This is a genomic window from Mycobacterium lacus, assembly GCF_010731535.1.
GTDB classification, from domain to species: Bacteria; Actinomycetota; Actinomycetes; order Mycobacteriales; family Mycobacteriaceae; genus Mycobacterium; species Mycobacterium lacus.
In genome coordinates this window covers 2,418,346-2,438,046 of record NZ_AP022581.1, presented here as the reverse complement: position 1 = coordinate 2,438,046, position 19,701 = coordinate 2,418,346, and the positions used below count along the sequence as shown (strand labels likewise).

Annotated in this window: 21 protein-coding genes and 3 pseudogenes; 12 read left to right on the top strand and 12 right to left on the bottom strand. The window is 66.1% G+C overall.

What is annotated here, in order from left to right:
* Nucleotides 1-3: 3 nt before the first annotated feature.
* Nucleotides 4-546, bottom strand: coding sequence for a hypothetical protein (locus tag G6N24_RS11160; RefSeq protein WP_085161600.1), 543 nt, complete (start codon nt 544-546; stop codon nt 4-6).
* A gap of 44 nt (nt 547-590) precedes the next feature.
* Nucleotides 591-956: a cupin domain-containing protein gene (locus tag G6N24_RS11155; RefSeq protein WP_085161586.1), complete on the bottom strand. Its 366-nt coding sequence runs from the start codon at nt 954-956 to the stop codon at nt 591-593.
* 138 nt (nt 957-1,094) lie between these two features.
* Here G6N24_RS11155 and G6N24_RS11150 point away from each other — a divergent pair, with 138 nt between their 5' ends.
* A complete protein-coding gene (locus tag G6N24_RS11150) occupies nt 1,095-2,528 on the top strand; it encodes a cytochrome P450 (protein WP_085161588.1) in 1,434 nt (477 codons plus the stop codon).
* A 16-nt stretch (nt 2,529-2,544) separates the two neighbouring features.
* Nucleotides 2,545-3,687, top strand: coding sequence for a sulfotransferase family protein (locus tag G6N24_RS11145; RefSeq protein WP_085161590.1), 1,143 nt, complete (start codon nt 2,545-2,547; stop codon nt 3,685-3,687).
* Nucleotides 3,688-3,810: 123 nt separating this feature from the next.
* Here G6N24_RS11145 and G6N24_RS11140 read toward each other — a convergent pair whose 3' ends face one another.
* Nucleotides 3,811-4,401 (bottom strand): AarF/UbiB family protein, encoded by a 591-nt coding sequence (locus G6N24_RS11140; RefSeq protein WP_232070754.1) that lies wholly within the window; start codon nt 4,399-4,401, stop codon nt 3,811-3,813.
* 81 nt (nt 4,402-4,482) lie between these two features.
* On the opposite strand from G6N24_RS11140, the pseudogene G6N24_RS11135 reads away from it, so the two are divergent.
* Nucleotides 4,483-4,754: pseudogene (locus G6N24_RS11135) on the top strand (DUF5995 family protein).
* On the opposite strand, the gene G6N24_RS11130 reads toward G6N24_RS11135, so the two are convergent.
* Both G6N24_RS11130 and G6N24_RS11125 read right to left on the bottom strand, forming a co-directional pair.
* Nucleotides 4,693-4,884 carry a hypothetical protein gene (locus tag G6N24_RS11130; RefSeq protein ID WP_139822464.1) on the bottom strand — a complete coding sequence of 64 codons (192 nt, stop codon included), beginning with the start codon at nt 4,882-4,884 and terminating at the stop codon, nt 4,693-4,695. The pseudogene G6N24_RS11135 and the gene G6N24_RS11130 overlap by 62 nt on opposite strands.
* A 147-nt stretch (nt 4,885-5,031) precedes the next feature.
* On the bottom strand, nt 5,032-5,589 hold the full coding sequence (locus G6N24_RS11125) for an ester cyclase (protein ID WP_085161595.1): 558 nt from the start codon (nt 5,587-5,589) through the stop codon (nt 5,032-5,034).
* Between the two features lie 167 nt (nt 5,590-5,756).
* Here G6N24_RS11125 and G6N24_RS11120 point away from each other — a divergent pair, with 167 nt between their 5' ends.
* From G6N24_RS11120 to G6N24_RS11105, 4 genes are all read left to right on the top strand, one after another.
* The gene (locus tag G6N24_RS11120) at nt 5,757-6,158 is read left to right on the top strand and encodes a class I SAM-dependent methyltransferase (RefSeq protein WP_085161596.1); all 402 of its coding nucleotides are present in this window, start codon (nt 5,757-5,759) and stop codon (nt 6,156-6,158) included.
* Between the two features lie 61 nt (nt 6,159-6,219).
* On the top strand, nt 6,220-6,663 hold the full coding sequence (locus G6N24_RS23905; RefSeq protein ID WP_179963428.1) for a transposase: 444 nt from the start codon (nt 6,220-6,222) through the stop codon (nt 6,661-6,663).
* The gene (locus tag G6N24_RS11110; protein ID WP_232070753.1) at nt 6,660-7,652 is read left to right on the top strand and encodes an IS3 family transposase; all 993 of its coding nucleotides are present in this window, start codon (nt 6,660-6,662) and stop codon (nt 7,650-7,652) included. Before G6N24_RS23905 ends, G6N24_RS11110 begins: the two co-directional genes overlap by 4 nt.
* A 32-nt stretch (nt 7,653-7,684) precedes the next feature.
* Nucleotides 7,685-7,981 carry a hypothetical protein gene (locus tag G6N24_RS11105; RefSeq protein WP_139822495.1) on the top strand — a complete coding sequence of 99 codons (297 nt, stop codon included), beginning with the start codon at nt 7,685-7,687 and terminating at the stop codon, nt 7,979-7,981.
* A 40-nt stretch (nt 7,982-8,021) separates the two neighbouring features.
* On the opposite strand, the gene G6N24_RS11100 is transcribed toward G6N24_RS11105, so the two are convergent.
* The 4 genes and pseudogenes from G6N24_RS11100 to G6N24_RS11090 form a co-directional block, all read right to left on the bottom strand.
* Complete coding sequence (locus tag G6N24_RS11100; RefSeq protein ID WP_085161807.1) at nt 8,022-9,308, bottom strand: cytochrome P450; 1,287 nt, start codon at nt 9,306-9,308, stop codon at nt 8,022-8,024.
* Between the two features lie 144 nt (nt 9,309-9,452).
* Nucleotides 9,453-9,611: an MmpS family transport accessory protein gene (locus tag G6N24_RS24485; protein WP_232070795.1), complete on the bottom strand. Its 159-nt coding sequence runs from the start codon at nt 9,609-9,611 to the stop codon at nt 9,453-9,455.
* Between the two features lie 48 nt (nt 9,612-9,659).
* Nucleotides 9,660-9,839 carry a hypothetical protein gene (locus G6N24_RS24480; RefSeq protein ID WP_232070752.1) on the bottom strand — a complete coding sequence of 60 codons (180 nt, stop codon included), beginning with the start codon at nt 9,837-9,839 and terminating at the stop codon, nt 9,660-9,662.
* Nucleotides 9,840-9,855: 16 nt separating this feature from the next.
* Nucleotides 9,856-10,476, bottom strand: a pseudogene (locus tag G6N24_RS11090) (MFS transporter); the annotation flags it as partial.
* Between the two features lie 146 nt (nt 10,477-10,622).
* On the opposite strand from G6N24_RS11090, the gene G6N24_RS11085 reads away from it, so the two are divergent.
* Nucleotides 10,623-11,708, top strand: a complete 1,086-nt coding sequence (locus G6N24_RS11085; protein ID WP_085161809.1) for an NAD(P)H-dependent amine dehydrogenase family protein — start codon at nt 10,623-10,625, stop codon at nt 11,706-11,708.
* Between the two features lie 117 nt (nt 11,709-11,825).
* Complete coding sequence (locus tag G6N24_RS11080) at nt 11,826-13,703, top strand: Hsp70 family protein (RefSeq protein ID WP_085161810.1); 1,878 nt, start codon at nt 11,826-11,828, stop codon at nt 13,701-13,703.
* Here the strand turns inward: G6N24_RS11080 and G6N24_RS11075 are convergent.
* A complete protein-coding gene (locus G6N24_RS11075; RefSeq protein WP_085161811.1) occupies nt 13,685-14,641 on the bottom strand; it encodes an SDR family oxidoreductase in 957 nt (318 codons plus the stop codon). The genes G6N24_RS11080 and G6N24_RS11075 overlap by 19 nt on opposite strands.
* Nucleotides 14,642-14,731: 90 nt before the next feature.
* Here G6N24_RS11075 and lnt point away from each other — a divergent pair, with 90 nt between their 5' ends.
* Together lnt and G6N24_RS11065 are read left to right on the top strand one after the other, a co-directional pair.
* Nucleotides 14,732-16,222, top strand: coding sequence for an apolipoprotein N-acyltransferase (gene lnt / locus G6N24_RS11070; RefSeq protein ID WP_085161812.1), 1,491 nt, complete (start codon nt 14,732-14,734; stop codon nt 16,220-16,222).
* On the top strand, nt 16,215-16,937 hold the full coding sequence (locus tag G6N24_RS11065; protein ID WP_085161813.1) for an SHOCT domain-containing protein: 723 nt from the start codon (nt 16,215-16,217) through the stop codon (nt 16,935-16,937). The genes lnt and G6N24_RS11065 overlap by 8 nt, the downstream gene beginning before the upstream one ends.
* Before the next feature lie 108 nt (nt 16,938-17,045).
* Here G6N24_RS11065 and G6N24_RS11060 read toward each other — a convergent pair.
* Together G6N24_RS11060 and G6N24_RS11055 are read right to left on the bottom strand one after the other, a co-directional pair.
* Nucleotides 17,046-17,396: pseudogene (locus G6N24_RS11060) on the bottom strand (MBL fold metallo-hydrolase); the annotation flags it as partial.
* Nucleotides 17,396-18,481: an S-(hydroxymethyl)mycothiol dehydrogenase gene (locus tag G6N24_RS11055; RefSeq protein WP_085161814.1), complete on the bottom strand. Its 1,086-nt coding sequence runs from the start codon at nt 18,479-18,481 to the stop codon at nt 17,396-17,398. The pseudogene G6N24_RS11060 and the gene G6N24_RS11055, both read right to left, overlap by 1 nt.
* A 133-nt stretch (nt 18,482-18,614) precedes the next feature.
* Here G6N24_RS11055 and G6N24_RS11050 point away from each other — a divergent pair, with 133 nt between their 5' ends.
* Nucleotides 18,615-19,688: a class I SAM-dependent methyltransferase gene (locus tag G6N24_RS11050; RefSeq protein ID WP_085161920.1), complete on the top strand. Its 1,074-nt coding sequence runs from the start codon at nt 18,615-18,617 to the stop codon at nt 19,686-19,688.
* Nucleotides 19,689-19,701: the final 13 nt, after the last annotated feature.

Below are 19,701 nucleotides of genomic sequence, written 5' to 3'. Positions count from 1 at the left end.
AAGTCAGTGGTGCGCGGAGCCGGTCAGGAGTTGACCGTTCGCGGCTTGCAGCAGGCAGATGACGGTGCTCGGGGCCGGATTGGCCCCGGTTCTGTCTTGATTGGAGTCGATGAGGTACGTCACGGAATATGGGCTGCCATCGACGGATTGTCCTGTGTAGGAGGCAAATCCGGCGGTGCAGTCGCGATTGGCGAATGCGGCGATAGCGGTATCGACGGCCATCGGAGCACGCAGATACACCTCCGCCAAATGCGCTGTCGCGCAGTCGACAATGGTGACGGTCACCCGGCTCAAGTCGGCCGGTGGCAGGTCCGCCACGCACTGGCCGGCTTGCAGGTCAATCCACTTGCTGGTCCGCGCGCCTTGCGTAGCGGGTGCACTAGTGGGGGTGGCGGCCGTTGCCGTTGCTGCTGCCGTTGTCGGCTTGGTGGTCGCCGGGACGGCACCTGAATGGACGCCGTTAGCGGCACAGGCGCCCAGCGCGGCAGTTGTGGCCAGTCCGCACAATGCCAGTCCGCACAATGCCCGGCAGCTTCGGCCCCGCATCGCAGCCTCCTTGATCCCGACGGAGTCTAACGCGTGTCGAATGCCTAGGAGGATGGGTCGCTGATCGGCCACCAATCAAGTGCGACGCACGGCTCGTCTCCGAGCACCCACGCGTCGTGTCCCGGTTCTGCGGCAAACGCCTGGTTCGGGCCAACTTCGATCTCGAGGCCCGCGCGGCTCCTCACCACCATGTGTCCGCTTAGCACGTCGCCGACGTGGTGCCCGGAGGCGCGACCCGTCATTGGTGCGACGTGGAGCGACCATCTCCACCCGGGCCGGTCGGTCCCGTGCCCGACGGCGACCGTTCCCAATAGCTCGACGGCGACCCGCACGCTGCCATCGAGGAACTCAACGACCCGATCGGGTTGCTGGATCGCCTTCACCTGCGCGTCGACATGAGCATGGTTCACGGACTGCGAGCGAAACAGGCCAGCTCTGTCTGTTCCGCCGGGGACTGCAAAACGCCGTGCCGAACCGCGCACGTATCGTGACACGCGCCGCTACCCTACAGGTGTTCAAGAACGTGCGCTGCCAGAGGTTGGAGGGTCATGACAGCGACGCGGTCCAGTGCACAGGCAGCACACGGTCGGGCTCCTACGAGCGGATGCCCGTTCGGGCGGGGCACGCCCCAACCTGGTGATCGGGGCTCGTCCGCCCCGGGCGGATACCCCCTGACCGCAACCATCATGCGCGACGCCAGGGTTGTGCGAACCTATGGGCCCGAGGTCGCGAAGGCACTCGCGCTGCGGGTCGCCGGGAAGGCCCGGTCGCGTCTGGTGGGCAAACGCGACCGAAAGTATGTGCAGCTCACCGACTTCGACCCGTTCGATCCCGCGACGGCCGCCGATCCTTACCCCCATTACCGGGAGCTGTTGGCGGGCGAGCGGGTGCAGTACAACCCCAAACGCGACGTCTACATCCTGAGCCGCTACGCCGACGTCCGCGAGGCCGCGCGTAACCACGACGCATTGTCCAGCGCCCGCGGAGTCACCTTTTCACGGGGGTGCCTGCCTTTCCTCCCCACGTCTGATCCGCCGGCGCACACCCGGATGCGCAAGCAATTGGCGCCGGATATGGCGCGCGGCGCGCTGGAGTCCTGGCGTCCGATGGTCGACCAACTTGCCCGTGAGTTCGTCGGCCGGCTTCCGGCGCAGACACCCACGGACGTCGTCTCCACCGTGGCCGCGCCGATGCCGATGCGCACCATCACTACGGTGCTCGGCATGTCGGGAACGGACGAGGCGGCTTTTTGCCGGTTGTCCAATCAGGCCATTCGGATCACCGATGTCGACCTGTCGCTGTCGGGGCTGGTTTCACTGGTGCAGGGCTTCACCGGATTCCGGCGATTGCGTGCGCTGTTCACCCAATGGCGCGATAACGGTCTGCTGCAGGAGCGCACCGTCCTGGGGAAGCTTGCCGGGCACGCGGATCATGGTCGGCTCAGCGATGACGAGTTATTCTTCTTTGCGGTGTTGCTGCTGGTTGCGGGCTATGAGACCACCGCGAACATGATCAGCACCTTGTTTCTCACGTTGGCCGACTATCCAGATCAGCTCCGGCTCCTTGCGCAACGACCAGATCTGATCCCGTCGGCGATCGAGGAGCAGCTTCGCTTTGCGTCGCCAATCCAAAACATCTGCCGCACAACGCGCGTCGACTACCCGGTCGGGCGGGCCGTCATCCCCGCGGGTTCACTGGTGCTGTTGGCGTGGGGCGCGGCGAACCGTGACCCGCGTCAATACGACGATCCCGATGTCTTTCGCGCCGACCGCAACCCGACCGGGCATCTCGCGTTTGGGTCCGGCATCCACTTGTGTCCGGGGACCCAGCTGGCGCGGATGGAGGGCCACGCCGTTCTGCGCGAGATCGTCGCCAACATCGACCGGATCGAGGTGGTCGAGCCGCCGGCGTGGACGACAAACGCCAACCTTCGCGGCCTGACCCGGCTGCGTGTGGCGGTTACGCCCCGCGCAGCCGCATAGGTCTGCCCTCCGTGTCATGAAGGCCTCCCGCTCGACGTCTCGATTTTCCTGGTGGCACGAGTGGGCGGCCCCGCTGTGGATCGGTTGCAGTTTCTCGGCCTGGACGCGCCTGCTGATCCGTAACCGGTTCGCCGTGCATTGGAGTCGCTGGCACTTCGCCGTCCTCTACACGTTGCTTAGTGTCGTCAATTCCTCTCTGGGGTGCTGGCAGAAGATCTTGTTCGGCAGGCGCGTGGCCAAAACGGTGATCGCGGATCCGCCAATCTTCATCGTTGGGCATTGGCGCACCGGCACCACCTTGCTGCACGAACTGTTGGTCCTCGACGATCGCCACACCGGTCCCACGGGTTACGAATGCCTTGCGCCGCACCACTTTCTGCTGACCGAGTGGTTCGCGCCCTATGTGGAATTCCTGGTGTCGAAGCATCGGGCCATGGACAACATGGCTTTGAGCTTGCAACACCCTCAGGAAGACGAGTTCGTGTGGTGCATGTTGGGGCAGCCGTCGCCCTACCTGACCATCGCGTTTCCGAACCGGCCGCCTCAGGATGAGCGGTATCTGGATTTGGAGCGGCTGACATCGCGAGAACTCCGAGCGTGGAAACGCACTCTCTTCCGGTTCGTTCAGCAGGTGTACTTCCGCCGTCATAAGGCGGTGATCCTCAAAAACCCGACGCATAGTTTCCGAATCAAGGTGCTGTTGGACATATTTCCGCAAGCGAGGTTCGTACACATCGTCCGAGATCCTTACGTCGTTTATCCATCGACCATTCATCTTCATAAGGCGTTGTATCGCATACACGGCTTGCAGCGACCGACGTTCGAGGGACTGGCCGAAGCGGTTCTGTCCACCTACGTCGACCTGTATCGGAAGTTGGACGAAGGGCGAGACCTCGTTGATCCGTCACGCTTCTACGAATTGCGCTATGAGGATCTCATCGCTGATCCCGAGGGGCAGCTGCGCCGGCTGTACGAGCACCTGGGGCTGGGCGGCTTCGAGCGGGTACGGCCGCGTGTGCGGCGGTATTTTGCCGACCGTCGGGACTACGAAACGAACACCTACCAACTGACGGATGAGCAGCGGGCGATCGTCACTGAGCGGTGGGGTGAGGTCATCGACCGCTATGGCTATGGCGGTCAGGCGCGTGAACCGGCATAGGCGCGGAACCGTCCCGTTAGGGCTAGGGATGATCGTGGGGGTCCAACCCCCAGGGCAGGCCGCGTCGGCGCACCCAGGCGTGATGCTGCTCGCCCAATGTGGTGATTGGTCCGGCGACTCCGTTCAGGTCGTCCGCGATTGACCGGGCGTGCAGGGTGACCCGAGGATGCCGCATATCGCGTTGACGTTGAGGCTGATCCGGGACATGAACACGACGTCGTCGGCCAGCGCCATCTGGCGGACGGGGTGGCCGGGCGAGAAAGGAATCAGTGCGCGGACCGCCCGCCGTGAGTTGTCCCTGGTGAAGGTGACCGGCCGGGGCCGCAGCAACTCATGGAGGATCTCGGCCCACCACCGATTCACCTGGTCGGCGGTCAGAGTGGTATCGGCGGACGGGAAGCCGGCTTGCACCACGAGCTCGCGCAGGTCGTCGGCGCGTCCGTCCAGTGCGGCGCGAACGGTGCGCATGTGCGTGCGACGGAAGTGCTCGGGCACGATTTTCACGCACCCGAAGTCGAGGAAGCCGACCTTGTCGTCGGGGCGAAAGCGATAGTTGCCCGGATGGGGATCGGCGTGGAACGGATTCGCGTGGCGGGCGGAACCTGTCGCAACCGCAGGACGACTTCGGCCCAGACGTTCTTGAGTTGCTGATCCGCGTCTTGTGCCGCGGTCCAATCCATTCAATCGAGATACGTGATCGTCAACACCCGGCACCGGATGCCTCCGGAATGACCACCGGAATCAGGACGAACGGGTGGTCGCGATAGAGCTCGACGAACGCGGTGATGTTGGCGGATGGCGTCTACCGCCGTCCACAGCGTCGACGACATCGTCGAAGGGCTTCAAGCGATCATCGACTGGTCTATTGAGACGGCAAGCCCGGTCGGCTATTTCGCTGTGATGTACAAGCGGTCGACTATCGCGATTCGCGGCGACATCGACGAGGAGTGTTCGAAGACGAACCGCGCACGAGCCGATTCGGCGTGACGTTCGCCCGGCGGTATTTCACCGCCGTGCAGAGCCGACGCCATGGAACGGGTCTCGCCGAACATTGCTCAGTACCGTAAACAGTTGACCGGCAACGATATCGGATTGATCAGCGCCGAACTGAAGCAGTCTCGCGAACTCGCGTGGACGTTCGTGCAACAGTTGCTCGTCGAGCCAGAGAGCGACCGCGCCAAAGTGATTGACGACCACGACACGATCTTTGCCTGGTTGGTCAGACGACGCGTGAAACCCGCCTCCGCCGATATCCGAGTGGGTCGACGCGATTGCTGCTGCGGAAAGCCGCGACACCGCACACAACATTCGCGTGATCGACGAGATCGCGTCGGGGGCAGGCGCTTAGGCGAACTCGGGCGCCACGGTGTTGGTCAGCTCCGGGTCCGGCTTTCCCGATGACATCGACAGCAAGCCACGCACGCAGCGCGCGGCCAGCAGCCAGTTCGTTGGCTTTTTCATATCGAGGCCACCGATCAGCTGCTTGATCATTGTCAGGGTATCGAAGTAAATACGTTCGCAGACCAGCGTTCCGGCGTCGTCAAAGATGAAGTAGGCGGTCACCCTGACCCGGAACCGGCTGCCGGTGGGCGGCACCTTACCCAGGTAGCCGCGGTGGGTCCCCGTCAGCCAAAACTCGACGATCACCGCGTCGGCGCTGTGCCGCAACGCGACCAACTCGTGGTCCTGGTCGGGGAATGCGGTTCGGGTGTAGGTGTAGTAGCCGCGCACCGCTTCGTTTCCGTCGTGAACGGTCATTTGCGGGATCAGCTCGTAGCGGGGGTGCGGGAAGGTCGACAACACGTCGTCCCAGTCCTGGCGGACCTCGTCGTGGAAATGGTCGAGCACGAGCTTCTGCCGGGCGGCCAGCACGTCGGGAGCGGGAAACGCGGGAATGGGCATGCTTGACGATAAACCTACGACCGCGATGTCGCCGCGCGATTTATCTAAGACGTCTTTGGGTGCATGCGAAAGCTGGCCGCGGGCGATCTGGCCCGTTCTCGGTTGCGGGATCGCCTATCCATCCCGTGATAGTCTTCACACTCATCCGAGGCTCAAATGGAATGTAAATGACTGCTGTACAACCGTTTGCCGGGACAATCCGGACGCGTATCGGTACCTGTCTCGCAGAAGCGCAGCACCTCCTGCGGCCCGCGGTCAGATTGCGCGAACAAGCTGAAGCGCTCGCCGACTGCCTCGGCGGCGGCGATAGCGCGCTCGACGTCGGCTGCGGGACCGGATATCTTTCGGCTTACCTGCAGGAGATGTACGGCGTTGACCCGACCGGCGTAGACGTCAAGGACTCCCGCCGGGCCCGAATCCCGTTTCGGGAATTTGACGGAACGTCAATCCCGTTTCCGGACAATGCTTTCGATCATGTTGTGCTCAGTGAGGTGCTCCACCACAGCCACGACCCCATGGCGCTGGTCAAGGAGTGCCACCGGGTAGCCCTCTCTGGCAGGGTTAGTTGAGACAGCAGGGTTCGAAAATATCTGACCAGGTATTGAGGGCAAGTAAGGATTGCAACGAACAATGACGGCGACTTTGGCTGAGGTCCGGAAGGGTAGCGCCGATGATGAAGGCGTGGGAACCGATTCGGCCCAGGGTCCGCGGGCGGATCGTCCCCGGCGGCGCAACTTCACCCCGGAGTACAAGGCGGCCATTGTGGCCGAGTACGACGCGTTGACCGAGCCGGGTGCGCGGGGTGCGCTGCTTCGGCGTGAGGGCCTGTACTCATCGCACATCGTGGAGTGGCGCCGAGCGCGCGACGCGGGCGCGTTGGACGGGCTGGCCCGGTCAGGCGGTCGTGGTAAGGACCGCGACCAGGCCGAGATCGAACGGCTACGGAAGCGGGCCGAACGGGCCGAGGCCGAGCTTGAACGCACGAGGGCCGCGTTGGATCTGGTGGGAAAAGCACACGCGCTCTTGGAGACGCTCTCCGAGAGCACGGGCACGCGGCCCGGGTCGAAGAAGTGATCGCACAGTTGCTGCCCGAGGTGGAGCGGCTGACCTCGACCGCGAAGGCGTGCGCGCTGCTGGGCAAGCCGCGCGCGAGCCTGTATCGGCAGCGCAACCGCCCTGCCGGTCCACGCCGCAAACCCGGGCCGAGCGGACCGCCGCCCAATGCGCTCGACGCGGCCGAGCGCACGCAGATCCTTACGGTGTTGTGCCAGCCGCGCTTCGCCGACAAGGCGGTCGCCCAAGTGTGGGCCGAGCTGCTCGACGAGGGCGTCTACCTGTGCTCGCAGTCCACGATGTACCGGATCCTGCGCACGCACAACATGACCCGCGAACGGCGGCGGGTAGCCACACACCCGCCGCGGGTCAAACCCGAGCTGGTCGCCCACCAACCCAACGACGTGTGGTCCTGGGACATCACCAAATTGGCGGGACCGGTGCGCGGCGAGTTCTACCAGCTCTACGTGATGCTGGACATCTTCAGCCGCTACCCCGTCGGCTGGCGCGTCGAGTACCACGAGGACGCCGACATCGCCCAGGACTGGATGGCCGAGCTGACCGCGCTACACGGGCGGCCCGGCGCGATCCACGCCGACCGGGGTTCGGCGATGACGTCGAAGAACGTCGCCCAGCTGCTAATCGACCTCGGCGTGGCGCGCAGCCACTCGCGCCCACGGGTGTCAAACGACAACCCGTTCAGCGAATCCCAGTTCAAAACGCTGAAGTACCGCAACGATTTTCCCGAACGGTTCGACTCGATCGAGCACGCCCGCACCTGGTGCAAAGACTTCTTCGACTACCTGCGCCACGAGCACCGCCATTCCGCGCTCGGCCTGCACACACCGGCGTCGGTGTACTTCGGCACCGCCGCCGACATCCAGGCCAAACGAGCCCGGGTCATGGCCGATGCCTACGCCGCCAACCCCAACCGGTTTAGCAGCCCACCACAGCCCCGAAACTACCGACCGCGGCATGGATCAACCCACCGACCCCACAACCGAAAATAGTGTCCACATAGTGAGACGCTGTCTCAAACACCTTGACAGCTACCGTAGCACGCCGCACGATCATCGTGTTCGAGGACATGCCGGCCGGGCGTTTTGGCAAGCTAATCCTGCGCGTGCACGTGGAGTTGTTCGCGCGGTATCACCGCTATCCGTTCCGGCCGGCGAGCATTGGCAACTATCGTTGTGCGCTGAAGTGGCTGGACGACAACGCTTCTTGTGTTGCACGAGTACCGCAGCCACCCGAATGGTTTGCGGCCTACCCGCGAGTGTTGTTCGTCTACGGGGTCTCGGACGAACACTCAACGGCGAAGAGACGTGAAAGCCCCTGAAACGCAGGGTGTTCGGGCACTTTTGCGTCTTCTCAGCAGATCAAGTCCAGGCGACCGGCAGTCGCTTGATGCCGTGAATGAATTGGGAAAGTAACCGCGCGGGCTCCTCGGTGGCGACGACATCGGGCATCTCGCGGCGCAACTCGTCGAACGCGACCTTGATCTCACGACGAGCCAGGTTCGCACCTAGGCAGAAATGGACGCCTCCGCCGCCGAAGCCCACGTGCGGGTTGGGATCGCGGGTGACATCAAACATCCACGGATCGGCAAACTTTGACTCATCACGGTTGGCCGAGCAATACCACAGTGAGACCTTGTCGCCGGCTGCCATCTTGGTGCCGCGCAGCTCGATATCCCGGGTCAGGGTGCGGCGCATATAGACCACAGGAGAGGCCCACCGGACGATCTCCTCGACCGCGGTGGGCGACACGCGGTCGAAGTCCGACCACCACTTCTCGCGTTCCTCGGGATAGCGCGACAGCGCCAGCAGGCCGTGGCTGATCGCATTGCGCGTCGTCTCGTTACCGGCCACCACCAGCAGGATGAAAAACATTGCGATTTCCGACGATGTCAGCCGCTCGCCGTCGACGTCGGCTTCCACCAGGCTCGTGGTCAGATCGTCGTGATGGTTGGCGCGACGGTCGTCGGCCAGCGCGGTGGCGTAGGCACCGATATCCGTCGAAACCTGAATGAACTCCTCGAAGTCGGTCGCCAGATCGGGGTCGCCGAACCCGAGAATCACGTTGGTCCAATGGAATACGCGCTGATGGTCCTCCTCGGGAACCCCCATCATGTCGCAGATGATCTGCAACGGCAGTGGCCCGGCGAGTTCGCTGACCAGGTCGGCTTGCCCGTCAGGATGATTGGCGATCATCGATGCCACCAGCCGGTGGGCCCGCTCGCGCACCGACGCCTCGATGCGGGCGACGACCTTCGGAGTGAACGCCCTGCTGACAATCGAGCGCAGCCGCTGGTGTCGCGGATCGTCGAGCACGATCATCGAGCCGAAGTACTCGGCCAGCTCCGGGGTCTGGTCGTTGATGGTGATGTTGGGGCTGGAGCTGAAAATCTCGGGATGACGGCTGGCATAGAAGACATCGTCGTGCGTGGTCAGCGCCCAATGCCCGTTGCCGGCGGTGAACCCGGGCAATTCGAGCGCGGGCCAGAACGAGATCGGCGCTTCGCGGCGCAGGGTGGCGAAGGCGCCGTCGCGGATGTCGTCGTCGAGGTCCCAGAAGTCCAGCGAGTCGAGATGAATATCGGCGAGCGGAACGTCCGGCGGTGGCGTTCCGTTTACCCGCGGCCTTAGGCCCGTCTTGAGGTCCATGTGGATGCTCCTATGTCCCGCTTCGCCCTTGAAGGGGTACCACTCGCGAGCCTAGACCCGCTGGCGGCCGAGTTCCGTGCGAGCAGACGCAAAAGAGCCCCAAAAGTGGTCTTTTGGGGTGCTTTTGCGTCTGCTCGGCCCAGTTCAGAGCGAACAGGCGGTCCTTGCGGGCGTCCCCGTGGCTGTCGCGTCCTTCACCACATTGCCGTTGATCAGGATCCGGCAGGTCATCGTGCCCTGACCCTGTGCGCTGAGCACGAACACTTGGCCGCTGAAACCTGTGAATTGCGTCGACCATGGCAGCTTGACGTTTGCCTCTTGCTGCTGGCCGGCGGCCGTCTGGTAGGAGAGCTAATCGGCGACCGGCGAGCTGCCGCTCACCTCGTAGCGGACCTGAGGTTCGCCCGTTGCCCGTGCAACACCGACACCAACACCGCAGATGGCCACGAACCCCATACCGGCAGCGAGCAGGATCGACGGTCCGCTGGGATGCTTCATCTTCGGTGGCTCGGCTACGAAAAGACTGGTCATGGTCCTCATGGTGTCATCACCGAGGCGCCCCACGGAAGCCTTTCGGGCTCTTTGATTGGCCGGCGCGAGGCAGCCGGATCGCAAGCATCGCGGCCAAGGCCACCAGCTGAATCGCGATCACGACCACGACGAGCGTGCCGATGGAGATGTCGTACAGCCAGCCGATGAGGGCTCGGCCGCCTCCTGTGGCCGCTCCCAATCCGGCGGCGAACACACCGTAAACGCCGGCTCGCCGCGGGGCCGTGACCAGATCGGCGACCGCCGCGCGCAGGGTGGACTCCTGTATTCCGACCGCCGCGGCCCCTGAGCAGCGCGCCCACAACCACCATCGCCACCTTGCCGCTGAAGGCTAACAGCGCGACCATGGTTGACAGAATCGGTAGTGCGGCAATGGTTTTCGCGCCAAACCGGTCGTTGGTCCGGCCGGCAGCCAGGGCTGACAACGCATCCGCGGTCATCGCCGCCGCGTAGATCACCGGCACCGCGGCGGGCGTCAGCAACCCGAACGTGGCGAAGCCCGTCATGGTGACCGCGGTAAACCCGCAGTACAGCCAGAACTTCGTCGGCAGCGCCCAGCGTTGCGGCGTCGAAGAATCGGCCGGGTCGGTAAGCGGCTCTCGTACGACTCGGGATGCGGAGCAGGCTGATCGTGCCGAATATGGTGACGAATCGCCAGGCGCTCAACGGAGGTGGCACGGATACCGCTGGCACGGGTCACACCACTAGATGTCGCCCCGGGCCCACGCTCTATGGTGAAGCCGTACTCCAGGTGAAAGGCGGCCGATGTCGGAGCGCGGTGCAAAGCGTGTGGTGGTCTGGGGCACCGGGTTCGTGGGCAGGATGGTGATCCCCGAGGTCGTCAAGCATCCGCTGTTCGAGTTGGTGGGTGTCGGCGTCAGCAACCCCGACAAGCTCGGCCGCGACGTCGGAGACATCTGCGGGTTGCCCGAACCGGTGGGCATCACCGCCACCGACGACGTGGACGCCCTCATCGCGCTCAGGCCCGACGCTCTGGTGCACTACGGCCCGACCGCAATGCACGCCACCGCCAACATCTCGCTGATCACGCGGTTCCTGCGGGCCGGCATCGACGTCTGTTCGACCGCCATGACGCCGTGGATCTGGCCGACGATGCACCTGAACCCGCCGCAGTGGATCCAGCCCATCACCGAGGCCTGCGAGCTGGGGGAGGCGTCCTGCTTCACCACCGGCATCGACCCGGGATTCGCCAACGACCTGTTTCCCATGACGCTGATGGGGCTGTGTTCCGAGGTTCGGCGAGTGCGCGCGTCCGAGCTGCTGGACTACACCAACTACGAGGGCGACTACGAGAAGGAAATGGGCATCGGCCGCGAGCCGGAGTTCAGCCCGATGCTGGAAAACCGCGACGTGTTGATCTTCGCGTGGGGCGCCACCGTCCCGATGATCGCCCACGCCGCCGGCATCATGCTCGACCAGATCACCACGACCTGGGAAAAATGGGTGACTCCCACCGAGCGTCACTCGGCGAAGGGCGCCATCTTGCCCGGCCGCGTGGCCGCCGTTCGGTTCACCATCAACGGGATCTACCGGGGCGAAACGCGGATAGCGCTCGAGCACGTCAACCGCATCGGGTGCGACGCCGCGCCCGACTGGCCATCTGGCCACGACGACGACGTCTACCGGGTGGACATCGAGGGGACGCCGAGCATCTTTCAGGAAACCGCGTTCCGGTTCACCGACGGCTCGGGCCGGGACGCGGCAACGGCCGGGTGCCTGGCGACCGGCATGCGGGCGCTCAACGCGGTCCCCGCGGTCAACGAGTTGGCGCCGGGCTGGGTTACCGCGCTCGACCTGCCGCTGATTCCCGGCGCGGGCACGATCCGGTGAGGCAATGTCGTTATACAGCTCACGCATAGCCGGCGCCTAGAACGGCTATAGGTACAACCGGCAACATTTCGGGTAGGCGGGTGTGGGGCATGTCGCCACACATGGGGATTGGACCAGATGGCAGAAGGAGCTAGGCCCGCGCTGGGCCTGTCGATCGGTGCCACCAACCTGGCGGCCGTAACCGCCGACCACGCCATTACCCGCAAGCCCGTGCTGACGCTGTATGGGCGCCGTCCGCCCGAGGTCGGGGTGCCGTCGGAGAACCCGAGGCTGGACGAGCCCGGGCTGGTGGTCGGCGACTTCGTGGACCGGGTGGGGGACCCCGTCGGAATCGTGGCGGCCGACGGCTCGATGCACCGCGGCGAGGCGCTCGTGGCCGACGGGTTGCGTGCGCTCGCCTATGCCGCCACCGGCGGCCGCGCCCTGCCCGAAGCGGTCGTGGTGACCCACCCCGCCCACTGGGGACCCGCTGTGGTCGACGCGCTCGGCGTCGCGCTGGGCCGGGTGCCGGAATGGTCGACCGGGGCCCGGCCGCTGTCGCTGATCCCTGACGCTGCCGCGACGCTGATCGCGGTGCGGGCCAACCCGGGCATACCGGCGCGCGGGATCGTCGCGGTGTGCGACTTCGGTGGCAGCGGGACCAGCATCACATTGGTCGACGCCGCCGCCGAATATCAACCTGTCACCCCGACCGTGCGCCACCACGACTTCTCCGGTGACCTGATCGACCAGGCGCTGTTGACCCACGTCATGTCCGAATTGGCGCGCACGGGTTCGTTCGACCCGTCGGGCACGTCGGCGATCGGCTCGCTGACCCGGTTGCGCCTCGGCTGCCGGACGGCGAAGGAGCAGCTGTCGTCGAGCACGGTGACCACGTTGATCGACGAATTGCCGGGGTTGCCCGGAATCCGCGGGGATATCCGGCTGACCAGGAACGAACTCGAGGACGTGATCCGCGATTCGCTGGACGGCGTGGTCGGGCTTCTGGAACAAACCATGGGGCGCAACGGAATCCACGGGGCGGCGCTCGCCGCGATCGTTTCGGTGGGCGGTGGGGCCAGCATCCCGGAGGTCACCACGAGGCTGTCCGGACACTTTCGGGTACCGGTCGTCACGACGCCCCGTCCGCAACTGACGGCGGCGATCGGCGGCGCGCTGCGGGCTGCGCGCGGCCCGGGTGATACGAGTGCGACGGTGTTGACCCCGGCCGCGTCGGCCACGGCGACGCAGCTGGCGCCCGTGGCTGCGGCCGCGCAAGGATCCGCCAACCCGGACGTCGAGGCCGACGCGCCGGTGTCTGCCTTGCAACCCGCGCTGGCCTGGTCGGAGGCTGGCGACGAGTCGGGCATCATGCCGATCGACACGGGCGAAGCTCGGCCGCAGCTCACCTTCGACCGTGATGCACGCCCCGCTCCGGAGCCCACGGCGGCGGTGCTGCCCTGGTATCGCTTGCCGGCGGTGATCGTCATCTCTACGGCCGTTGCGGTGCTGCTGGTGGGTATCGCGGTGGCGATCGGATTGGACTCCGCAAGCAAGCCGGCAGCACCATCCCCGTCGCCGTCGCCGGGTGTGAGCACCACACCCGCTGCGGGTTCTCCGGCGCCGGCCCCGTCATCGGCGAGTCCGGCCCCGGAAACGCAGGCGCCGGCGAGCGCGCCGCCGCAGCAGCCGCCACCCCCGCCGCCGCCCGCGACGACGGACACGGCGCCGCCGCCCGCGGCGACGGACACGACGACCCCGCCCGTGCCGACGACTGCGCCGACGACGACGGATACCCCGCCGCCGACGACCACGGCCCCGCCGGCGACCACACAGCCGCCGGCAACGACTCAGCCACCGGTGACCCAGCAGGCACCGACACCGCCGAATCCGCCGCCGGTGCCGCCAATCCCGGCGATTCCCGACATTCCGCGCATCCCCGGGATCAGCCAACCCATCCCCGGGATACCGCCGGTCCCGGGGATCCCGGCTCCACGTCAGGTCGCGCTGGGATAGCTGACACCGGTGAGGCGCTCAGAAACCTCCCAAAGTCGTTGGCTGTCAGCCTCGTTACGGGCGTTTTTGGGCACCTTGGCCATCGCTACCCCGCCGCCGGCGGCCTCGAAGAAGCCGCGGGGCCCGTAGAAGGCGCCGCCCTCGGCGTGCGGTGTGGCGGCCGCGTACAGCGCGGGCAGAATTCCCTCGTCGATCTCCTGCCACAGGAACGGCGTGAAACGCCAGGACGCCTTGTACAACCGCTCCATCAGCGCGGGCTTTGCCCGGCCATGCGATGGTCCGGTGATCTGCAGGTTGGTCTTGGTCAAGCCGGGGTGCGCGGCATTGGACACGATTCCCCAGCCCGCCGCGCGGCTGCGGCGGTCCAACTCGCGGGCGAACATCAACACCGCCAGCTTCGACTGGCCGTAGGCCGCCATCGGGGCATACGACTTCTCGAACTGCAGGTCGTCGAAGTGGATTTTGCCGCTTTGGCGAGCCGCGAGGCTGCTCAGCGAGACCACCCGCGCGCCGTTGGCCGCGCGCAACAGCGGCAATACGTGCCCGGTCAGCGCGAAGTGCCCGAGATGGTTGCTGCCGAATTGCAATTCGAAGCCGTCAGCGGTGGTGTCGCGCTCCGGCGGCGTCATGACGCCGGCGTTGTTGATCAGGATGTCGATCGGCCGGCCCTCGGCGCTGAGCTGCTCGCCCAACGCGGCGACGGAGGCCAGTGACGACAAGTCGAGGGCCTTGATGGTCAGCTTGGCGTCGGGAACCGTGGCGCGGATTTCGTTGATCGCCGCCTCACCCTTGGCGCGATTGCGGATCGCCATGACGACGTCGGCGCCGGCCGCGGACAGCCGCCGGGCCAGCCCGAACCCCAGACCGCTGTTGGCTCCAGTGATGATCACCAGCTTCCCGGACAGATCAGGCACAGTGGCGACGAGATCGTTGGCCATGGGTATCACTCCTTTTTCGGTTGTTCGGACCCCGATGGGACCTAGTCTGCCCTTTTCCTCGCCGTCAGCGAATCCGGCATTCTGATCGTCATGGCTCGCATCCGCGGTTGGGTTGTGGCGTTGGCCGCGGGCGCGCTCCCCGCGCTGGCATTCCCCGCGCCTTCGTGGTGGTGGCTGGCGTGGTTCGGATTGGTTCCCTTGCTTTTGGTGGTGCGGGCCGCGCCGACCCCTTGGCAGGGCGCCATCCGGGGTTGGTGGGGCTTGAGCGCGTTCGTACTGACCACGCAGTACTGGCTGGTGACCAGCATCGGCCCGACGCTAGCGGCGCTGGCCATGGGACTGGGCGCGCTGTGGCTGCCGTGGGGGTGGCTCGCGCACCGGCTGCTGTCGGCGCCGGTCAGCGTCGGCCGCACGGCTGCCGCGGTGGTGGTTTTGCCCGGCGCGTGGGTGGCCGCCGAAGGCGTGCGGTCCCTGCCCTCGCTGGGCGGTCCATGGGCCTCGCTGGGCGCGTCGCAATGGAACCAGCCCGTCACGCTGGCCTCGGCCGCACTGGGCGGGGTGTGGTTGACGAGTTTTGTTCTGGCCGGGGCAAATACGGCGATCGCCGGCATGATCCTGCATCGCGACGCCGCCGGTCGACTCGTCGCGCTCGGCTGCGTGCTGGCCTGCGCGGGACTTGGCCCGGCCTGGTATCTGCTGGGTCCCACCCCTGCCGGCGATACGGCCGTGCGGGTGGCGCTGGTGCAGACCGGCGACATCGCCGACTCGGGGGCGCGCGAGGCGGCCGGCGAAGCACTCACCGCAACGCTCGCGGGCCAGCGGCCGGACTTGGTGGTGTGGGGCGAAAGCAGCGTGGGTCAAGACGTCGCCAGCCACCCGGAGGTGTTGGCCCGCCTTGCGGAGTTGTCCCGGCGGGTCGGTGCCGACCTGCTGGTAAACGTCGACGCGCTTGCGCCCGACGGGGGAATCTACAAGTCGGCGGCGCTCGTCGGCGAGCACGGAATCTTGGGCAGCTACCACAAGACACGGCTGGTGCCGTTCGGCGAATACGTGCCCCTGCGGCCGCTTTTGGGTTGGATTACCCGCCACAGCAAGGCCGCCGCCACCGACCGGCAGCGGGGTACCGGGCCGGTGGTGCTGCACGCGGGCTCGCTGGATATCGGACCGTTGGTCAGCTACGAGGCGACCTTCTCCGACCTGGCCCGCCGTGAGGTCGAGCTCGGCGCCGAGTTATTGGTGTATCAAAGTTCCACGTCGACGTTTCAAGGAAGTTGGGCGCAGCCGCAGTTGGCCAGCCAGCCCGCGGTGCATGCCGTCGAGGTGGGCCGCCCGGCGGTGCACGCCGGTTTATCCGGCGACAGCTCGGCGTACGACGCCCGGGGCCGCCGGTTGGCGTGGTGCCCATCGAAATTCCGGGGGGTGGTCGTGGTCAACGTGCCCTTGGGGTCGACCAGCACCCCGTACCAACGGCTTGGGGACTGGGTGCTGGTGACGGCGTTTGTGGTGCTGGGCGGCGCCGGCGCGGTTGCGGTGTTCCGTCGTCGTCGATTCGCCCGCGTGACAGACTGCGTGGATGAGTAGCGCACGGCTCGCCAAGCTTTCGCTGGCCGCCGCCATCGCGATAGTGGTGGTCTCGGTGGTCGGCTTCATCACCACAGTGGTGCTCAATGCATTTTTCCTGGACAAGTACAACGCCTACGGCGAAGTACCCATCCCGGGATCGGCCAGCCTGCAGTTACCGGCCGGCGAAGTCAGGGCCAGCCTGCACACCGTGATCATCGGTGGTCCCAACGGCGGCGGCCTGCCGGTACCGCCGCTCGGGGTTACGATCACCCCGCCTGACGGCGTGCCGCAACCGGTCGTGACGCAAAGCATCGGTAGCACAACGACGGTCAACAATGACGCGCATGTGCAGGTGTGGGTGGTTCGGATTCCCGCCGAGGGTACCTACCACATCACGACGGACGGCCAGGTCAGCGGATACATCAACCCGCGACTGGCGTTCGGCCACGGGAGTTCCTACGGCTACCTGGTGTGGGTGTTCGTTGCCTTGTTCGTTGTCGGCCTGATCGATTTGGCGTTGTCGATCTGGTGGATGGCTCGCCCGAGGCGGAAGGCGGCGTCGGCAATAGTGACCGAGCCGTACTTACCGGTGACACCGGGAGCGGCCCGTGAACCCACAGACGAAGGTGTTCGGCTGGAGCGGATCAAAACGCTTGCGGCGCTGCGGGATTCGGGGGCATTGACCGAAGCGGAGTTTCAGGCGGAGAAACGGCAGATCCTGGACGGGCGGTGACTGTCGCCCGCGGCGAGCGCGTGTTTGTGCACCGACATGCCGTTACGGCCGACATTTTGCGCGCGCTCGCGCGCGGCTTCAATGCCCTCGCGCCATGAACACCGCGCTCAGCTCCGGGGCATACCGGCACACCGATCCGGGGGAGTGGCGCGGGGTGTGCAGCGCCTGCAACTCCGTCCCCGCGACGCGCAACGTGTCTTCGTCGGAAACCGCACGAAAGTCCGTGCCCGGGTCCAGTTCGGGAGTCACCGTCACGTGATCGTTGTGGCCGTGCGTGCACACCATCGCGACCACATTGGGGCCATTGACGGCGGCCAGGATCGGGGCGGCGTCGTGGGCGGCGTCGAAAACCACGACGTCGGAGTCGTCGCCGACGAGCCCGATGTTGTTGTCGACTTCCCAACTGCCACCGTCGAGTTCGAAGGCGCCGTGGGTGATGATGCGCTCGATGGTGACCATCACAACATCACCACCGAGCGCAGCACCTTGCCGTCGTGCATCTTGTGGAACGCCTCCTCGACGCCGTCGAGCCCGATGCGCTCGGAGACGAACTTGTCCAGCGGCAGACGGCCCTGCAGGTAGAGGTCGATCAGGGTGGGGAAGTCGCGTTCGGGCAGGCAATCGCCGTACCACGAGGATTTCAGCGAGCCGCCGTGGGAGAAGAAGTCCACCAGCGGCATGTCCAGGCGCATCTCGGGTGTGGGGACGCCCACCAGCACAACGGTTCCGGCCAGGTCGCGGGCGTAGAAGGCCTGCTTGTAGGTTTCGGGCCGGCCGACGGCGTCGATCACTACGTCGGCGCCGAAGCCCCCGGTGAGGTGCTGGATGGTCTTGACGACGTCGCACTCGCGGGCGTTGACCGTGTGGGTGGCGCCAAACTGGCGGGCCCAGTCCAGTTTCGTGTTGTCGGTGTCGACCGCGATGATCCGCTTGGCGCCCACCAGCGCGGCTCCGGCGATCGCGGCATCGCCCACCCCGCCGCAGCCGATCACCGCGACGGTGTCGTCGCGGCCGACCGCGCCGGTATTGACCGCGGCCCCCAGGCCGGCCATCACCCCGCAGCCCAGCAGGCCGGCGACCGCCGGATCGGCGGCGGGATCGATCTTGGTGCACTGACCGGAGTGCACGAGCGTCTTGTCGGCAAACGCCCCGATGCCCAATGCCGGCGTCAGCTCGGTGCCGTCGGTCAGCGTCATCTTCTGCTCCGCGTTGAAGGTGTCGAAGCAGTAGCGCGGCCGGCCGCGTTTGCAGGCCCGGCACTGGCCGCACACGGCGCGCCAGTTCAGGATCACGAAATCGCCGGGCTCGACGGCGGTCACACCCGGCCCGACCGATTCGACAGTGCCCGCGGCCTCGTGGCCGAGCAGGAATGGATACTCGTCGGTGATGCCGCCCTCGCGGTAGGTCAGGTCGGTGTGGCACACCCCGCAGGCGATGACGTCGACGACGGCCTCGCCGGGGCCGGGGTCCGGGACGACGATGTCCACCAGATCGACGGGTTCGCCCCTTTGTCGTGAAATCACGCCGCGCACTGTCTGGCTCATGGCGTCCAACCTACTGTTGGCATCGAGCCTGCGTCAGTGGCACCGAACCTGCACCGAGATCGCCCATCCCGGCGAATTGGCAGCCCTGTACGCAGGCTCGGCGGTCGAAAGGCCCGGTGTAGCGTCGGCGAGCATGAGCGGAGCACCCGAAACCACCGCCGAAACCACTGAGGCATTCACCGAGCGGGTTATTGCGGCCATCGACGGCGCCAGCCTGGCGATCCTGGTGAGCGTCGGACATCAGACCGGCCTGCTGGACACGATGGCCGGGCTACCGCCGTCGACCAGCACCGAGATCGCCGACGCGGCGGGCCTCAACGAACGCTACGTGCGGGAATGGCTGGGCGGGATGACCACCGGGCAGGTCGTCGACTACGACGCCGCGCGCGAGACCTACTCGCTGCCCGCCCATCGTGCGGCCGTGCTGACCCGCGCGGCCGGGGCGGACAACCTCGCAGTGGTGGCCCAGTTCATTCCGCTGCTCAGCGAGGTGGAACAGAAGATCATCGGCTGTTTTCGTGCCGGTGGCGGGCTGCCCTACAGCGAATTTCCCCGCTTCCACGCGCTGATGGCCGAGATGAGTGGCGTGGTGTTCGATGACGCGCTCATTGATGTGGTGCTGCCGTTGGTCGACGGCCTGCCCGAGCTTTTGCGGTCGGGCGCCGACGTGGCCGACTTCGGTTGCGGCAGCGGTCATGCGATCAACCTGATGGCGCGGGAGTTCCCGGCGAGCCGGTTCACCGGCATCGACTTTTCCGACGAGGCCATCGCGACCGGAACCGAGGAGGCGGCCCGCCTCGGGCTGACGAACGCGACCTTCGAGAGCCACAACCTGACCGAGCTGGGCAAAGTCGCGACCTTTGACGTCATCACCGCGTTCGACGCCATCCACGATCAGGCGCAGCCGGCGCGCGTGCTGGAGAACATCTATCGCGCCTTGCGACCCGGCGGCGTGCTGCTGATGGTCGACATCAAGGCGTCGAGCCGACTGGAAGACAACGTCGGCGTCCCGATGAGCACCTATCTCTACACGACTTCGATGATGCACTGCATGACAGTGTCACTGGCCCTGGACGGTGCCGGTCTGGGAACGGTGTGGGGCCGGCAGCTGGCCACCTCGATGCTCGCCGACGCCGGGTTCGACGACGTGGTGGTGGCCGAGATCGAGTCGGACCCGATCAACAACTACTACATCGCCAGGAAGTGACGCGCCCGACCCG

Coding starts and splice junctions, on each gene's coding strand:
- G6N24_RS23905 (WP_179963428.1), top strand. CDS start 6,220: ATGACGGCGACTTTGGCTGAGGTCCGGAAGGGTAGCGCCGATGATGAA.
- G6N24_RS11120 (WP_085161596.1), top strand. CDS start 5,757: ATGACTGCTGTACAACCGTTTGCCGGGACAATCCGGACGCGTATCGGT.
- G6N24_RS11145 (WP_085161590.1), top strand. CDS start 2,545: ATGAAGGCCTCCCGCTCGACGTCTCGATTTTCCTGGTGGCACGAGTGG.
- lnt (WP_085161812.1), top strand. CDS start 14,732: ATGGCTCGCATCCGCGGTTGGGTTGTGGCGTTGGCCGCGGGCGCGCTC.
- G6N24_RS11055 (WP_085161814.1), bottom strand. CDS start 18,481: ATGAGCCAGACAGTGCGCGGCGTGATTTCACGACAAAGGGGCGAACCC.
- G6N24_RS11080 (WP_085161810.1), top strand. CDS start 11,826: ATGGCAGAAGGAGCTAGGCCCGCGCTGGGCCTGTCGATCGGTGCCACC.
- G6N24_RS11125 (WP_085161595.1), bottom strand. CDS start 5,589: ATGCCCATTCCCGCGTTTCCCGCTCCCGACGTGCTGGCCGCCCGGCAG.
- G6N24_RS11065 (WP_085161813.1), top strand. CDS start 16,215: ATGAGTAGCGCACGGCTCGCCAAGCTTTCGCTGGCCGCCGCCATCGCG.
- G6N24_RS11100 (WP_085161807.1), bottom strand. CDS start 9,308: ATGGACCTCAAGACGGGCCTAAGGCCGCGGGTAAACGGAACGCCACCG.
- G6N24_RS11075 (WP_085161811.1), bottom strand. CDS start 14,641: ATGGCCAACGATCTCGTCGCCACTGTGCCTGATCTGTCCGGGAAGCTG.
- G6N24_RS11160 (WP_085161600.1), bottom strand. CDS start 546: ATGCGGGGCCGAAGCTGCCGGGCATTGTGCGGACTGGCATTGTGCGGA.
- G6N24_RS11085 (WP_085161809.1), top strand. CDS start 10,623: ATGTCGGAGCGCGGTGCAAAGCGTGTGGTGGTCTGGGGCACCGGGTTC.
- G6N24_RS11050 (WP_085161920.1), top strand. CDS start 18,615: ATGAGCGGAGCACCCGAAACCACCGCCGAAACCACTGAGGCATTCACC.
- G6N24_RS11150 (WP_085161588.1), top strand. CDS start 1,095: ATGACAGCGACGCGGTCCAGTGCACAGGCAGCACACGGTCGGGCTCCT.
- G6N24_RS24480 (WP_232070752.1), bottom strand. CDS start 9,839: ATGACCAGTCTTTTCGTAGCCGAGCCACCGAAGATGAAGCATCCCAGC.